At 72.3% G+C, this 15,359-nt stretch carries 14 protein-coding genes; 2 read left to right on the top strand and 12 right to left on the bottom strand.

Annotated features, from left to right (window positions below):
- Positions 1–11 precede the first annotated feature (11 nt).
- The 10 genes from aroQ to DNK56_RS13695 form a co-directional block, all read right to left on the bottom strand.
- Complete coding sequence (aroQ, locus tag DNK56_RS13740; protein ID WP_111333926.1) at positions 12–452, bottom strand: type II 3-dehydroquinate dehydratase; 441 nt, start codon at positions 450–452, stop codon at positions 12–14.
- The gene (gene aroB / locus DNK56_RS13735; RefSeq protein ID WP_111333925.1) at positions 449–1,543 is read right to left on the bottom strand and encodes a 3-dehydroquinate synthase; all 1,095 of its coding nucleotides are present in this window, start codon (positions 1,541–1,543) and stop codon (positions 449–451) included. The genes aroQ and aroB overlap by 4 nt, the downstream gene beginning before the upstream one ends.
- The gene (locus DNK56_RS13730; protein ID WP_111333924.1) at positions 1,540–2,082 is read right to left on the bottom strand and encodes a shikimate kinase; all 543 of its coding nucleotides are present in this window, start codon (positions 2,080–2,082) and stop codon (positions 1,540–1,542) included. The genes aroB and DNK56_RS13730 overlap by 4 nt, the downstream gene beginning before the upstream one ends.
- Complete coding sequence (aroC, locus tag DNK56_RS13725; RefSeq protein ID WP_111333923.1) at positions 2,079–3,263, bottom strand: chorismate synthase; 1,185 nt, start codon at positions 3,261–3,263, stop codon at positions 2,079–2,081. The genes DNK56_RS13730 and aroC overlap by 4 nt, the downstream gene beginning before the upstream one ends.
- Positions 3,264–3,395: 132 nt before the next feature.
- Positions 3,396–4,232 (bottom strand): shikimate dehydrogenase, encoded by an 837-nt coding sequence (locus tag DNK56_RS13720; RefSeq protein WP_111333922.1) that lies wholly within the window; start codon positions 4,230–4,232, stop codon positions 3,396–3,398.
- The gene (gene mltG, locus DNK56_RS13715) at positions 4,219–6,000 is read right to left on the bottom strand and encodes an endolytic transglycosylase MltG (RefSeq protein WP_111333921.1); all 1,782 of its coding nucleotides are present in this window, start codon (positions 5,998–6,000) and stop codon (positions 4,219–4,221) included. The genes DNK56_RS13720 and mltG overlap by 14 nt, the downstream gene beginning before the upstream one ends.
- 95 nt (positions 6,001–6,095) lie before the next feature.
- Positions 6,096–6,569, bottom strand: a complete 474-nt coding sequence (gene ruvX / locus DNK56_RS13710; RefSeq protein WP_111335773.1) for a Holliday junction resolvase RuvX — start codon at positions 6,567–6,569, stop codon at positions 6,096–6,098.
- A gap of 8 nt (positions 6,570–6,577) precedes the next feature.
- A complete protein-coding gene (alaS, locus tag DNK56_RS13705) occupies positions 6,578–9,247 on the bottom strand; it encodes an alanine--tRNA ligase (RefSeq protein WP_111333920.1) in 2,670 nt (889 codons plus the stop codon).
- Positions 9,247–9,558: a DUF6167 family protein gene (locus DNK56_RS13700; protein WP_111333919.1), complete on the bottom strand. Its 312-nt coding sequence runs from the start codon at positions 9,556–9,558 to the stop codon at positions 9,247–9,249. Before DNK56_RS13700 ends, alaS begins: the two co-directional genes overlap by 1 nt.
- Before the next feature lie 7 nt (positions 9,559–9,565).
- Complete coding sequence (locus DNK56_RS13695) at positions 9,566–10,006, bottom strand: DUF948 domain-containing protein (RefSeq protein WP_111333918.1); 441 nt, start codon at positions 10,004–10,006, stop codon at positions 9,566–9,568.
- A gap of 213 nt (positions 10,007–10,219) precedes the next feature.
- Here DNK56_RS13695 and DNK56_RS13690 point away from each other — a divergent pair, with 213 nt between their 5' ends.
- Positions 10,220–12,421, top strand: a complete 2,202-nt coding sequence (locus DNK56_RS13690; RefSeq protein WP_199563761.1) for an ATP-binding protein — start codon at positions 10,220–10,222, stop codon at positions 12,419–12,421.
- Here DNK56_RS13690 and rpsD read toward each other — a convergent pair.
- Entirely contained in the window at positions 12,409–13,023 is a 615-nt protein-coding gene (gene rpsD / locus DNK56_RS13685) for a 30S ribosomal protein S4 (protein WP_111333917.1), read from the bottom strand. The genes DNK56_RS13690 and rpsD overlap by 13 nt on opposite strands.
- Before the next feature lie 188 nt (positions 13,024–13,211).
- Between rpsD and DNK56_RS13680 the strand changes: the two genes are divergently transcribed.
- Complete coding sequence (locus DNK56_RS13680) at positions 13,212–13,913, top strand: DUF2470 domain-containing protein (protein ID WP_199563762.1); 702 nt, start codon at positions 13,212–13,214, stop codon at positions 13,911–13,913.
- A 63-nt stretch (positions 13,914–13,976) separates the two neighbouring features.
- Here the strand turns inward: DNK56_RS13680 and DNK56_RS13675 are convergent, their stop codons facing one another.
- Positions 13,977–15,353 (bottom strand): replication-associated recombination protein A, encoded by a 1,377-nt coding sequence (locus DNK56_RS13675; RefSeq protein WP_111333916.1) that lies wholly within the window; start codon positions 15,351–15,353, stop codon positions 13,977–13,979.
- Positions 15,354–15,359 lie beyond the last annotated feature (6 nt).

Genomic DNA, 15,359 nt, shown 5'->3' with positions numbered 1-15,359 from the left:
GCCCGGGACGGTCAGTCCGCGAGTTCCTCCGCCAGGGCGCGCAGGGCGAGCCGGTAGGAGCCGATGCCGAATCCGGCCACGGTCCCGGTGGCGACCGGGGCGACCACCGAGGTGTGGCGGAATTCCTCCCGTGCGTACGGGTTGGAGATGTGCACCTCGATCAGCGGGGCGGTGCGCTGGGCGGCCGCGTCCCGCATCCCGTACGAGTAGTGCGTGAAGGCGCCCGGGTTGAGAACGACCGGAATTGATCCGTCGGCGGCCGCGTGGAGCCAGCGGATCAGCTCGCCCTCGTCGTTCGTCTCGCGGACGTCGACGTCGAAGCCCAGCTCCTTGCCCAGCGCGCGGCACGTCTCGACGAGACCGGCGTACGAGGTGGCGCCGTAGACGTCGGGTTCGCGGGAGCCCAGCCGACCGAGGTTGGGGCCGTTGAGCACGAGGACCCGGCGGCTCATGCCGAGACCTCCCCGTAGGCGGCGAGCAGCACGGCCGGGTCGGGGCCCTCCAGGACGGCGGGCTTGCCGAGGCCGTCCAGGACGATGAAGCGCAGCAGGTCGCCGCGCGACTTCTTGTCGACCTTCATGTTCTCCAGCAGCCGGGGCCACTGGTCGCCGCGGTAGGTGAGCGGCAGCCCCACGGACTCCAGGACCGCGCGGTGCCGGTCGGCGGTGGCGTCGTCCAGGCGGCCGGCCAGCCGGCCCAGTTCGGCGGCGAAGACCATGCCGACCGACACGGCGGCGCCGTGGCGCCACTTGTAGCGTTCGTTCTTCTCGATCGCGTGGCCCAGGGTGTGGCCGTAGTTGAGGATCTCGCGCAGCCCGGACTCCTTGAGGTCGCTGGAGACGACCTTGGCCTTGACCCGCACCGAGCGCTCGATCAGTTCGGCGGTGTGCGGTCCGGCGGGCGTACGGGCGGCCTGCGGGTCCGCCTCGATCAGGTCGAGGATCACCGGGTCGGCGATGAAACCGGCCTTGATGATCTCGGCCAGACCGGAGACGTAGTCGTGCACCGGCAGCGAGTCCAGGGCGGCCAGGTCGCAGAGGACCCCGGCCGGCGGGTGGAAGGCGCCGACGAGGTTCTTGCCCTCGGCGGTGTTGATGCCGGTCTTGCCGCCGACCGCCGCGTCGACCATGCCGAGCACGGTCGTCGGTACGGCGATCCAGCGCACCCCGCGCAGCCAGGAGGCGGCGACGAAGCCCGCGACGTCGGTGGTGGCGCCGCCGCCGACGCCGACGATGACGTCGGTGCGGGTGAAGCCGGTCTGGCCGAGCGCCTTCCAGCAGTAGGCGGCGACCTCGACGGTCTTGGCCTCCTCGGCGTTGGGCAGCTGGATCGCGATGGCCTCGTAGCCCTGACCGGCGAGGTCCTGGCGGACCGCCTCGCCGGTCTCGGCGAGGGCCTCGGGGTGGAGGACCGCGACGCGCTTGGCGCGCTCGCCGATGAGTGCGGGCAGCTCGCCGAGGAGCTGCCGGCCGATCAGTACCTCGTACGGATCGGAGCCCGCGCTGCCGGCGACGGCGACGCGGATGGGTGCCTGCTCGGTCATGGTGTGTTCTCCCGGCCGGACGGGGCTCCGTCCGGCAGCTCCAGTGCGTCGAGGACCGCCTGGGCGACCTCTTCGGGTGTGCGCTCGTCGGTGGCGACGACCGTGCGGGCGACCTCGGTGTAGAGGTGCCGGCGGGCGTCCATCAGCTCGCGCCACTGCCGGCGCGGGTTGACCGCGAGCAGCGGGCGGGCGGCGCCGAGGCCGACCCGGCGGACCGCCTCCTCCACGTCCATGGAGAGGTAGACGACCGGGTGGCCGGCGAGCAGGGCGCGGGTGGACGGGTCCAGGATCGCCCCGCCGCCGAGCGCGAGGACGCCGGTGTGCTCGGCGACGGCGGCACGGACGGCGTCCCGCTCAAGCGCCCGGAAGTGGTCCTCGCCCTCGTCGTAGAAGATCTCGGCGATGGGCTTGCCCGCGCTCGCGACGACATCGGCGTCGGTGTCCCGGTAGGCGGCGCCCAGCCGGGCGGCGAGCAGTTCGCCGACCGTGGACTTGCCGACGCCCATCGGGCCCACCAGGACGACCAGCGGACCGCTCATCGGATCTGGAGGTTGTCGAGGTACGAGCGCACGTTGCGGCGGGTCTCGGGGACGCTGTCGCCGCCGAACTTCTCCGCCACCGCGTCGGCCAGGACCAGGGCGACCATCGCCTCGGCGACGATGCCGGCGGCCGGGACGGCACAGACGTCGGAGCGCTGGTGGTGCGCCTTGGCGGGCTCGCCCGTCACGACGTCGACGGTCGCCAGGGCGCGCGGCACGGTGGCGATGGGCTTCATGGCGGCGCGCACGCGCAGCAGTTCGCCGGTGGTGAGGCCGCCCTCGGTGCCGCCGGCCCGGCCGGAGGCGCGCTTGATGCCGTCCTCGGTCGCCAGGATCTCGTCGTGCGCCTTCGAGCCGGGCACCCGGGCGAGGTCGAAGCCGTCGCCGACCTCGACGCCCTTGATGGCCTGGATGCCCATGAGCGCGCCGGCGAGGCGGGCGTCGAGGCGGCGGTCCCAGTGCACGTGCGAGCCGAGGCCGACCGGCACGCCGTAGGCCAGCACCTCGACGACGCCGCCGAGGGTGTCGCCGTCCTTGTGGGCCTGGTCGATCTCGGCGACCATCCGCTTGCTCGCGTCGGCGTCGAGGCAGCGGACCGGGTCGGCGTCGAGCCGCTCCACGTCGGAGGGGACGGGGTAGACCCCGTACGGCGCCTTGGCGGCGGCCAGCTCCACGACGTGGCTGACGATCTCGATGCCGGCGGTCTCCTTGAGGTAGGACCGGGCGACGGCGCCGAGGGCGACGCGGGCGGCGGTCTCCCGGGCGCTGGCGCGCTCCAGGACCGGGCGGGCCTCGTCGAAGCCGTACTTCTGCATGCCGGCGAGGTCGGCGTGGCCGGGGCGGGGCCGGGTCAGCGGGGCGTTGCGGGCCTGGGCGGCCAGCGTCTCCGGGTCGACCGGGTCGGCCGACATGACCTGCTCCCACTTGGGCCACTCGGTGTTGCCGACCATCACGGCGACCGGGGAGCCCATGGTGAGGCCGTGCCGGACGCCGCCGAGGAAGGTGACCTCGTCCCGCTCGAACTTCATCCGCGCACCGCGCCCGTAGCCGAGCCGCCGCCGGGCGAGCGCGTCCGCCACCATCTCCGTGGTGACCGGGACGCCGGCCGGAAGGCCCTCCAGCGTCGCCACCAGTGCGGGGCCGTGCGACTCCCCCGCGGTCAACCAGCGCAACCTGCTCAACGGTGCTCCTCATGCTCGCGCCTGAAAATCCAGCGGCGCGACCGGGTGCGCGGCCCTGGCCCGCCGCCCCCGATCCTCCCACGGCCGGGACCCCGGACCCGCCGCCGGTCCAGCAGACGGACGGTGCGGGCGTCAGCGGGCGGCCAGCGCCGCTTCCCCGGCCTTGCGCATGGCGGCGAGCGGGGCCGGTGAGCGGCCCGTCATCAGCTCCACCTGGAGGACGGCCTGGTGGACCAGGAGGTCGAGACCTCCGACGACCGCGCCGCCGTGTGCGACCCAGGCTGCGGCGAGCCGGGTGGGCCACGGCTCGTACAGCACGTCGAAGAGCGTGCCGGGGCGCTCGGGAACGGCCCCGGCCAGCGCGTCGGCCGCGCCGGCGGGGGTGGTGGCGATGACGAGGGGTTCGGTCAGCGCGCGGTCGGCGTCGGACCAGTCGGCGGTGCGCACGTCGACGCCGAGCCGTTCGCCCCAGCCGCGCATCTCCTCGGCGCGGGCCTCGCTGCGCACGTAGGCGGTGACGGTGCCGGCGCAGATGCCGGCCAGCGCGGCCAGCGCGGAGGACGCGGTGGCGCCGGCGCCGAGGATGGCGGCGGACTCCACCTTCTCGACGCCGCGTTCGCGCAGGGCGGCGGCCATGCCGGGGATGTCGGTGTTGTCGCCGGTGCGGCGGCCGTCCTCGCCGAGGATCACGGTGTTGACCGTCTCGACGGAGGCGGCGGTGTCGCTGATTCCGTCGAGCAGCGGGATGACGGCGCGCTTGAGCGGCATGGTGAGCGAGAGCCCCGCCCAGGTGCCGTCCAGCCCTTCGATGAAGCCGGGCAGCGCCCGCTCGTCGACCTCGAACCGGTCGTACGACCAGTGGTCGAGCCCCAGCTCGGCGTACGCGGCCCGGTGCAGGACCGGGGAGAGCGAGTGGGCGATGGGCGAACCGAGGACGGCCGCGCGGCGCGGCCCGTCATTGAAGGCCATGCTTTTCCTTGAACTTCTCGTTGAGCTTCTCGTGCTCGGCCGCCGTCTTGGTGAACTGGGTCTTCTTCCCGTCGAGCGAGATGAAGAACATCCAGCCGCCGCTGGTAGGACTCAGTGTCGCGCGCAGGGCCTCGTCCCCGGGGTTGCCGATGGGACCGGGCGGCAGGCCGGCATGGTAGTACGTGTTGTACGGATCAGGATTGGTACGGATCTCTTTCGAACCGATCTTGATCTTGCTCTGGTTCGTCAGATAGTTGTACGCGGAGTCGAATTCGAGCTTCCGGTTCGTCACCGTGTTGTTCGGCTTGAGCCGGTTGTAGACGACTTCCGCCATCTTGCGGAAGTCGTCGTGCGTCAGACCTTCCGCCTGAACGAGGCTGGCCACCGTGAGTACCTGCCAGGGGCCGTCGAGTTTGTACTTCTTGGCCGTTCCCTGGAGGTCGAGTTTCTTGTATTCCTCGTTGGACCGCTCGACCATCTTCTTGAGCATCGCCTCCGGCTTGGTCTCCTTCGTCAACGGGTACGCGGCCGGATAGAGAAAGCCTTCGAGCGGGTCCTTGACATCCTTGTTCTTACTCGCCCAGTCAGGCAGGCCCAGTTCACCGCTCTTGGACTTGGCGATCTTCTTGGTCGTTCCCTTGTCGAGGCCGAGCCGTTCGTCCAGCAGCGCGTAAATGGCGACGTTGCGGGTGCCCTCCGGGATGACCAGGAGGTTCTGGCTCTTCGGGTCCACCATCATCTTCACGGCCTCGGACGCCGACATCTGCGAGTGCAGCAGGTAGACGCCCGCCTGGATCGACTTGCCCTTCGGGTTCTCGTTCTGCGCCGAGACGAAGGCGTCGACGCTCTTGACCACGCCCGCCTTCTTGAGGATGTTCCCGATCTCGTTGCCGAACGCGCCCTTCGGGATCTCCACCTCGACCGAGCCGGAGCCGCTGCCCGAGAAGTCGGGCGCCGGGCCGTACCGGTCCTGGTAGAACGAGTATCCGAAGTAGCCGACTCCGCCGACGCCGGCGACCAGGACGACGGAGAGCACCAGGCAGGCACAGCCGCCGCGGTTCTTCTTCTTGCCCTTGCCCCGGCGGTCGCCGCCCTTCCCGCGCCGGGACTCGCGCGGGTCGTCCTCGTCCTCGTCGTCGTAGTCGTCGTCCTTGGGAGCCCTGTCGTCCTTCTCGTCCGTACCGGTGAAGAAGGGGTGGGTCTCCTCCGGCGGCTCCTCCGGGTCCCAGTCCCGGGCCGGTTCCGGCGCCTCGGCTGGCGTGGGCTCGCGGTGGCCGGGCGGCTGCGGGGGCGGGTAGGCGTCGGGCGTTCCGTAGTAGTCGTTCGTCTCGCCGTAGCCGTACGTGGCGGCGGGCCCGCCGTCGTACGGCGGCATCGCCTGACCGCCGGTGTCCCAGCCGGTGTCGTAGCCGGGCTGCTGCTGCGGCTGCTGCGCGTAGGGGTCGTGCGCCTGCTGCTGCGCGTAGGGGTCGTGCGCCTGCTGCTGCCCGTACGGGTCGTGCGCCTGCTGCTGGTACTGCTGCTGGGCGTACGGGTCGGGCGGCTGAGGCTGCTGGTGCTGTGGGTGCTGCTGCTGCGCGTACGGGTCGTGCGCCTGCTGCTGATAGGGGTCGTACTGGCCCTGCGGGTACTGCTGCTGAGCGCCGTACTGGCCGTCGTACGGGGCCTGGCCGTGGGCAGGCTGCTGGCCGCCCCACCCCTGGTCCCCGTACAAGGGGTCCTCGGGATGCCACGGTTCGGAGCCGGAGCCCCGGCCATACTCAGTCATCGATCCCCTTGAGCCGCGAGACGCTGTTCCGCCTCTTCGGTGTGCGGTGCATGTTCGAACACCGCCGCATCGCGCGGAACGTTACCGTATTGCGATCAGACCACCACTTCGACGCCTTCGCCCGGCGGACTGCCCGACACCCGCTCGGATTCCAGAGCGTTCTGGAGGATCACCACAGCGGCAGCCTGATCGATGACGGACCGGCCCTTTTTGGACTTCACGCCCGAAGCGCGCAGCCCGTGCGTGGCCGTCACTGTGGTCATCCTCTCGTCCACGAGCCGCACCGGAATGGGTGCGACCGCCTGGGCGAGGACCTGGGCGAAAGCCCGGACCTTGGCGGCCGCCGGGCCCTCACCGCCCCCCAGGGAGCGTGGCAGGCCGACGACGACCTCGATCGGCTCGTACTCGGCGACGATCTGGCCGAGCCGCCGGTGGGCGGCCGGGACGTCGCGTCCCGGCACGGTCTCCACCGGCGTCGCCAGGATGCCGTCGGGGTCGCACGAGGCGACCCCGATCCGGGCGTCCCCGACGTCGATCGCCAGCCGGCGACCGCGGCGCATCTGCGGCATGTCCGGCGTCACGCCGTCTCGGTGACGAGGCGTTCGACGGCGGCGACGGCGTCACCGATCGCCTCCGGGTTCTGGCCACCGCCCTGGGCGACGTCCGGCTTGCCGCCGCCCCCGCCGCCGAGGGTCTTGGCGGCGGTACGGACGAGGTCACCGGCCTTGAGACCGCGCTCGCGGGCGGCCTCGTTGGTGGCGATGACGGTCAGCGGGCGCCCGTTGGCGGTCGTGAACAGCGCCACCACGGCCGGGCGGCCGCCCTGGATGCGGCCGCGCACGTCCAGGACGAGCTTGCGCAGGTCGTCGGCGGAGGTGCCGTCCGGCACCTGGCCGGTGACCAGGGCGACGCCCCGGACGTCGATCGCGGACTCGGCGAGACCGGCGGCGGCCGCGAGGACCTTCTCCGCGCGGAACCTCTCGATCTCCTTCTCGGCGTCCTTCAGCTTGCCGAGCATGCCCGCGATCTTCTCCGGCAGCTCCTCGGAGCGGCCCTTGACCAGCTCCTGGAGCTGGGCGACGACCGTGTGCTCCCGGGCGAGGAAGTTGTACGCGTCCACCCCGACGAGGGCCTCGATGCGGCGCACCCCGGAGCCGATGGACGATTCGCCGAGCAGCTTGACCAGGCCGAGCTGGGCGGTGTTGTGGACGTGCGTGCCGCCGCACAGCTCCTTGGAGAAGTCGCCGATGGTGACGACGCGGACCCGCTCGCCGTACTTCTCGCCGAACTCCGCGATGGCGCCCTGCTTCTTCGCCTCGTCGAGCGACATGACCTCGGCCTGCACGTCGAGCTCGCGGGCCAGCACCTCGTTGATCTTCTGCTCGACGTCGGTGAGGACCGTGCCGGGGACGGCGGCGGGCGAGCCGAAGTCGAAGCGGAAGCGGCCCGGCGAGTTCTCCGAGCCGGCCTGGGCTGCGGTCGGGCCGAGCGCGTCGCGCAGCGCCTGGTGGGTGAGGTGGGTGGCGCTGTGGGCGCGGGCGATGGCGCGGCGGCGGGTGGCGTCGATCGCGGCGTACGCGGAGGCGCCGACCGTGACCTCACCGACCTGGACGGAGCCCTTGTGCACGGAGACACCCGGCACCGGCTGCTGGACGTCGCGCACGACGATGACGGCGCCGCTGTCGAGCCGGATGCGGCCCTGGTCGGCGAGCTGGCCGCCGCCCTCGGCGTAGAACGGGGTGCGGTCCAGGACGACCTCGACCTCGTCGCCCTCGGTGGCGGCGGGCGAGGGCACGCCGTCGACGAGGAGGCCGACGATCGTCGACTCGCCCTCGGTCATGGTGTAGCCGGTGAACTCGGTGACGCCGGAGTTGTCGGCGACCTCGCGGTAGGCGGACAGGTCGGCGTGGCCGGTCTTCTTGGCCTTGGCGTCGGCCTTGGCCTTGTCCCGCTGCTCCTGCATCAGGCGGCGGAAGCCGTCCTCGTCCACGGAGAGGCCCTGCTCGGCGGCCATCTCCAGGGTGAGGTCGATCGGGAAGCCCCAGGTGTCGTGGAGCAGGAACGCCTTGTCGCCGGCGAGGACCGTGCCGCCGGCGGCCTTGGTCTCGGTGACGGCGGTCTCCAGGATGTTGGTGCCGCCCTTGAGGGCCTTGAGGAAGGCGGCTTCCTCGGCGAGCGCGACGGTCTCGATGCGCTTGCGGTCGGTGATCAGCTCCGGGTACTGCTGCCCCATGGTGTCGATCACGACCTCGGCCAGCTCGCGGACGACGGAGCCGGTGGCGCCCATCAGGCGCATGTTGCGGATGGCGCGGCGCATGATGCGGCGCAGCACGTAGCCGCGGCCCTCGTTGCCGGGGGTGACGCCGTCGCCGATGAGCATGACGGAGGTGCGGATGTGGTCGGCGATCACGCGCAGCGACACGTCGGTGGACCGGGCGGCGCCGTAGCGCACCCCGGTCAGCTCGGTGGCGCGGTCCATGACGACGCGCAGGGTGTCGGTCTCGTACATGTTCTGGACGCCCTGCAGGATCATCGCGAGGCGTTCCAGGCCGAGGCCGGTGTCGATGTTCTTGGACGGCAGGTCGCCGAGGATCGGGAAGTCCTCCTTGCCGTCGCCCGCGCCGCGCTCGTACTGCATGAAGACCAGGTTCCAGATCTCCACGTACCGCTCGTCGTTGACGGCCGGGCCGCCCTCGACGCCGAACTCGGGGCCGCGGTCGTAGTTGATCTCGGAGCAGGGGCCGCACGGGCCGGGGACGCCCATGGACCAGAAGTTGTCCTTCTTGCCCAGGCGCTGGATGCGCTCGGCCGGGACGCCGATCTTGTCGCGCCAGATGGCCTCGGCCTCGTCGTCGTCCAGGTAGACGGTGATCCACAGGCGCTCGGGGTCCAGCCCGTAGCCGCCGTCCGCCACGGAGTTGGTCAGCAGCTCCCAGGCGTACGCGATGGCGCCTTCCTTGAAGTAGTCGCCGAAGGAGAAGTTGCCGCACATCTGGAAGAAGGTGCCGTGCCGGGTGGTCTTGCCGACCTCTTCGATGTCCGGCGTGCGCACGCACTTCTGCACGCTGGTGACGCGCGGGGCGGGCGGCTTGACCTCACCGAGGAAGTAGGGCTTGAAGGGCACCATGCCGGCGGGGACCAGCAGCAGAGTCGGGTCGTCCGCGATGAGCGACGCCGAAGGGACAACGGTGTGACCGCGCTCCTCGTAGAAGCTCAGCCAGCGGCGACGAATTTCTGCCGACTCCATCAGTGGTCCTCATTCCGGTTGTACGAGTGGTAGGGAAGGGTGGGGTGGGTGGCGGGGCCGCCGCCGGGCAGGGCGGGGGTGTCCGTGGCCTCGATGCCCAGCGCCTCGCCGAGTTCGGCCTCGCGGCGGGCCATGCCCTCGCGGACGTCCAGCGCGAAGTCCTTGATCCGGTGGCCGGCCACGACCGCCTTGTCGGCGGCCTGCGCGGCGAGGCTCTCGGGGGCGAGCTGCCTGATCTTCCGGTTGACCTTGGTGGTGGCCCACACCCCGGCGGCTGCGCCGGCGGTGAACCAGAACGTACGGCGGAACATCGCTGCGTCAGTCCTTAGATCCGCGGGAATTACGGCCGTTGCGCTTCCGGGCGCGTGCCGACGGCACGGTCCGGCCGACGATCACCGAGCGCCCGGAGCGGGCTTCCGGTTCGGGGGCGGAGCGGCGGCCGATGGCCTGCCTGACCCCGTAGCCGAACGCGGCGACCTTGACCAGCGGGCCGCCGAAGGCGGAGGCGACGGTGGTGGAGAGCGCGGAGGCGTTGGAGGTGACTTCCTGCACGTCCGTGGCGATGGCGTCGACCTTGTCGAGCTGGGTCTGCGCGGCGCGCACGGTCGCGGAGGCGTCCGCGAGCAGCGGTACGGCCTGTTCGGTCACGTCCGCGACGAGTCTGGTGGTCGCCCTGAGCGTCTGGGCGAGCCTCACCAGCACGACGGCGAGGAACGAAACCAGGATCGCCCAGAAGACGGCCACCAGAATCCCGGCCACCTCACCACCGGACACAGTGCACCGCGCTCTCTGGCTTGTCGTCTGTCTGTCTTGTTCTCCTGCTCTGCGGCGAGGGCCGCCGGGGCGGCCGGTCGCCTCCCTTGAGCCTATCGCGCCGGGGCTCGCGCCCCGTACCGCATAAGCCGTCGTGCGGCGGGTGTCCGCATGACGCGTTTATACGGAGTGCTTTCAAGCCAGTACTCAGCGTGTTTCATGCGACGCCCTCAGCGCCCCTCTTCGCCCGCCGGTGATTCCGGTACCCCGGCCGCCTGCGACGACGCCGCCGCGCACCCGTGTCCGGGCAATCTCCCCGCCGAACTGAACGGCTTCGTGGGCCGCGAGAGCGAGCTGGCCGCGCTGGCGCGGTCGCTGGAGGAGTCCCGGCTGGTGACGGTCACCGGGGTGGGCGGCGTCGGCAAGACCCGGCTGGTCACCCGCGCCGCCGCGCTTCTGGAGAAACGGTACTGCGACGGTGTCTGGCTGGTGGAGCTGTCCGCCGTGCACGACGCCGATCTGCTGGAACACGCCGTGGCCGGGGCGCTGGGGCTGACCGACCAGACCGCCCGGCCGCCCCGCGCGGCGCTCGTCGAGCACTGCGCCGGCCGCGGCCTCCTGCTGGTCCTGGACGGTTTCGAACATCTGGTGGACGAGTGCGCCGCACTGGTACGGGAGCTGCTGCGGCGCGCCCCCCGGCTGCGGGTGCTCGCGGCGGGCCGGCTGCCGCTGGAGCTGCCGGGCGAGAGCGTCCATCCGCTCGCCACGATGACCGACGAGGACGCGCTGCGGCTGTTCGCCGAGCGGGCCGCCGGGGTGTGCCCGGACTTCCGGCTGACCGACCGCAGCCGGGGCCCGGCCCGCGAGCTGTGCCGCAGGCTGGACGGGATTCCGCCGGCCCTGGAGCTGGCGGCCGGGCGGCTGCGGGCGCTGCCCACCGAGCAGGTCCTGCAGCGGCTCGACGACCGCTTCCGGCTGCTGACCGGCGGCGGCCGGGGCGCCCTGGACCGGCACCAGACGCTGCGTACGGCGATCGGCTGGAGCCATGAGCTGTGCTCGCCGCCGCAGCGGATGCTGTGGGCCCGGCTCTCGGTCTTCGCCGGGCAGTTCGACCTGGAGGCCGTCGAATACGTGTGCAGCGGCCCCGAGCTGCCCGCCGACTCGGTGCTGGACGTGCTCTCCGGGCTGCTCGCGCAGTCCGTGGTGCTGCGCGAGGACTCCCCCGCCGGCACCCGCTACCGGATGCTGGACACCGTCCGCGAGTACGGGGCGGAGTGGCTGGCCGCCACCGGGGACGCCGACCGGCTGCGCCGCAGGCACCGCGACTGGTTCCTGGGGCTGGCCACCTGGTGCGAGCTGGACTGGTTCAGCCCCCGGCAGGCGGAGGTGGCGGCGCGGGTGGAGAGCGAGCTGCCCAATCTGCGCCGGGCCATGGAGTGCTCGCTGGAGAGCCCGCAGGAGGCGCACCTCGCCCAGTACCTGGCGGGCACGCTGTGGTTCCTGTGGGTGGGCTGCGGGCGGCTGTCCGAGGGCCGGCACTGGCTGGACCACGTGCTGGAGGAGGACACCCCGTACGACGCCTCGCGGCTCAAGGCCCTGTGGGTGCTCGGCTACGTCGCGGTCGTCCAGGGCGATCCGGTGGCCGCGGTCTCCGCGCTGACGGAGTGCCGGGAGGAGGCCGAGGCGGCGGGCGACGCCGTGGCCGCCGCGTATGCCGTGCACCGCACCGGGTGCCTGGCGCTGGTCACCGACGACATGGAGCGCGCGCGGGATCTGCTGGGCGACGCGCTCACCCGCTACCGGGAGCTGGGCGAGCTGAACAGCAACGTCCTGATGGCCCAGGTAGAACTCGCCATGGCCACCGGCTTCCTCGGCGACACCGAGCGGGCCGCGGCGATCTGCGAGGAGGTCCGGGACATCTGCGAGGACCACGGCGAGCGGTGGGCCCTGAGCTACGCGCTGTACGTGCTGGCCTACGCCGCTCTGGAGCGGGGGCGTCCGGAGCGGGCCCGGCGGCTGCTGGACGAGTCGCTGTCGATCAGCCACGCGTTCCACGACCTGCTCGGCACCGTACTGGCCGTCGAACTGCTGGCGTTCGTCACGGTGACCGAGGGCGACGCGGCGGAGGCGGCGCTGCTCCAGGGGGCCGCCGACCGGATCTGGCCGTCCGTGGGGCTGCCGCTGTTCGGTTCGGCGCACTACGGGGCGCCCCGGGCGCGCTGCGAGGAGCTGGCCCTGCGGAAGCTGGGCGAGGCGCGGTACGCCGCGGAGCTGGGCGCGGGCCGGGAACTGGGGCCGGACGCGGCGGTGGCGCGGGCGCCGGCGGGGCGGAACGCGAAGGCCCGCCGCCTCCCGGAGTGCCGGGAAGGGGCGGGCCTGAGCGCCGGTGAAGAGCGGCTGCGCCTGGATCAGCGGGCGTAGTACTCGACGACGAGCTGCTCGTCGCAGATCACGGGGATTTCCTTGCGGTTCGGGTCCCGGTCAAGGCGGAAGGCCAGGGCCTTCAGGTTCACCTGCAGGTAGCGCGGGGTCTCGCCGTCCGTGGCGTAGCCACCCTCGCGGGCCACCTGGAAGGGGTGCTTCTCGCGGCTGCGCTCGCGGACCATGACGATGTCGTCCGGGCGGACACGGAACGACGGCTTGTCGACCTTGCCACCGTTGACCTCGATGTGGCCGTGGACGACCATCTGGCGGGCCTGGTAGATGGTCCGGGCGATGCCCGAACGCAGGACCAGCGCGTCGAGACGGCGCTCGAGCTCGACGACGAGCGCCTCGCCCGTCTTGCCCTCGGCCTTCTTGGCGCGGTCGTAGGCACGCGCCATCTGGCGCTCGCTGATGTCGTACTGCGCACGCAGACGCTGCTTCTCCAGCAGACGGACCTTGTAGTCCGAGTTCTGCTTGCGGCCGCGGCCGTGCTCGCCCGGCGGGTAGGGGCGGGCCTCGAAGTACTTGACCGCCTTCGGCGTCAGCGCGATGCCGAGCGCGCGGCTCTTCTTGACCTTGGGACGCGACTGATTAGGCACGTTCTCCAGACCTCCGTTGTAGGTTAGGTTAGGCTCACCTTACTCAAGGAGATCGCATGTCTCGCCCTGGGAACACCACACACGTCACGGACAGCACAGACAGCATCGACGCGTCTGATGGCGTCGAGATGACGGAGGACCGATCAGATCGTGGTCAGCCGCGTCCCAGCGGGCTTGAAATCACACGGATGCCGTCAGCAGCCGAGCGCACACGAACTCTCGTACAGAGTACCTGCTCCGCGGTGCTGCTCGTTCCCGGCCTCGAATCGGCGGGCTCGGACCAGCTCATGCCGCTGTCCCGGGGCGTGGGCCCGGACGGCGATCTGTTCCTGGAGTTCCCCGAGGTCTCCCCGGTCGTACGCGCCGCCGCGCACGCCCAGGACGACGAGCTGCCGGCCGTGCTGGAGATCACGGACGTCGCCCCGGTCTCCGTACCCCACCGCGTCCGGGGCCGGGCCCGGGTCGCCGGTTGGCTGACCGCCGTGCCCGGCATGGCGGGTCCCGGCCGGATGCTGCTGCGGCTGGAGACGGGCGAGGCGTACGTCGACGACCTGTGGGGGACGGAGTCGGTGGCGGCGGAGGACTTCCGCGACGCCTCCCCCGACCCGCTCGCCGCCCATGAGGCGGACCTCCTCCAGCATCTGCACGCGGCGCACCCGCGGGAGCTGGCGGCGCTGAGCGGGCTGCTCGGCAGCCGGGCCTCGTGCACCTGCGCCGCGCACCGGCCGGCCGTGGTGCCGCTGGCGCTGGACCGGCTCGGGCTGCGGGTGCGCGTGGTCGAGCGGGACGGCGGCTGCTTCGACGCGCGCTTCGAGTTCCCGGAGCCGGTGCGGGACGTGGCCGCACTCAGCCACGCGATGCACACCCTCTTCGCCGCGGCCTCGCGCTGACCGGCGCCCCGGCCCCGCCGCTCCCGCTCACCCGCTCCGGCCCCGCCGCTCGCCGGCCCGCTGTCAGGCCGGGTCCGCGCCGTCCTCGGCGGGGGTGCGGCCGAGGCGCTCCCTGACCCGGTCCACCACGTCCGCGTACCGCGCCTCGGCGCCGTAGCGCGTGGGGCGGTAGTACCGCCTGTCGCCCACCGCGTCCGGCGCGTACCGCTGGGCGGCGATCCCGCCGGGCACGTCGTGCGGGTAGACGTAGCCCTGGGCGTGACCCAGCTTGGCGGCGCCCTGGTAGTGGCCGTCGCGCAGATGGGCCGGGACCGGGCCGGCCAGCCCCTTGCGGACGTCCTCGCGGGCGGCCGAGATCGCCAGCGTGGCCGCGTTGGACTTGGGGGCGAGGGCCAGGGCGATGGTGGCGTGGCTGAGGGTGAGCGCCGCCTCGGGGAAGCCGATCAGGGCGACCGCCTGGGCCGCGGCGACGGCGGTGGGCAGCGCCGTGGGGTCGGCGAGGCCGATGTCCTCGCTGGCCGAGATCATCAGCCGGCGGGCGATGAACCGGGGGTCCTCGCCCGCCTCGATCATGCGGGCCAGGTAGTGCAGGGCGGCGTCCACGTCGGAGCCCCGGATCGACTTGATCAGCGCGCTCGCCACGTCGTAGTGCTGGTCGCCGTCCCGGTCGTACTTCACGGCGGCGCGGTCGACGGTCTCCTCCAGGGTGAGGAGCGTGATCGCCTCCTCCCGCTTGGCGAGCGCCGCTCCGGCGGCGGCCTCCAGGGCGGTCAGCGCCCGGCGCGCGTCGCCCCCGGCGATGCGCAGCAGGTGTTCCTCCGCGTCCTCGGGGAGCGTCACCGCGCCGCCGAGACCGCGCTCGTCGGTGAGGGCGCGGCGCAGCAGGTCGCGCAGGTCGTCCTGGGTCAGGGGCTCCAGCGTGAGCAGCAGGGAGCGCGAGTGCAGCGGGGAGATGATCGAGAAGTGCGGATTCTCCGTGGTGGCGGCGATCAGGGTGACCCAGCGGTTCTCCACGGCGGGGAGCAGGGAGTCCTGCTGGGCCTTGGAGAAGCGGTGGATCTCGTCCAGGAAGAGGACGGTCTCCTTGCCGTAGCCCCCGGCGGCGCGGCGGGCGCCGTCGATCACGGCGCGGACCTCCTTGACGCCCGCGGTGATCGCGGAGAGTTCGACGAACCGCTTGTTCGTCGCCTTGCTGACCACGTACGCGAGGGTGGTCTTGCCGATGCCGGGCGGGCCCCAGAGGATCACCGACGAGGGGCCGGCCGGTCCGCCGCTGCCCTCGCCCACCAGGCGGCGCAGCGGCGAGCCCGGCTTGAGCAGGTGCTGCTGGCCCACGACCTCGTCGAGCGTGCGCGGACGCATCCGGACAGCGAGGGGGCTGCTGGACGGGTCCTTCTCCTGGCGGTCTTCGGCGGCTGCGGTAAAGAGGTCGGGCTCCACGTCGTG

It is taken from the genome of Streptomyces sp. AC1-42W (assembly GCF_003248355.1).
Classification (GTDB): domain Bacteria; phylum Actinomycetota; class Actinomycetes; order Streptomycetales; family Streptomycetaceae; genus Streptomyces.
The sequence above is the reverse complement of the archived record's forward strand: the minus strand, read 5'-3'. Positions and strand labels throughout refer to the sequence as shown.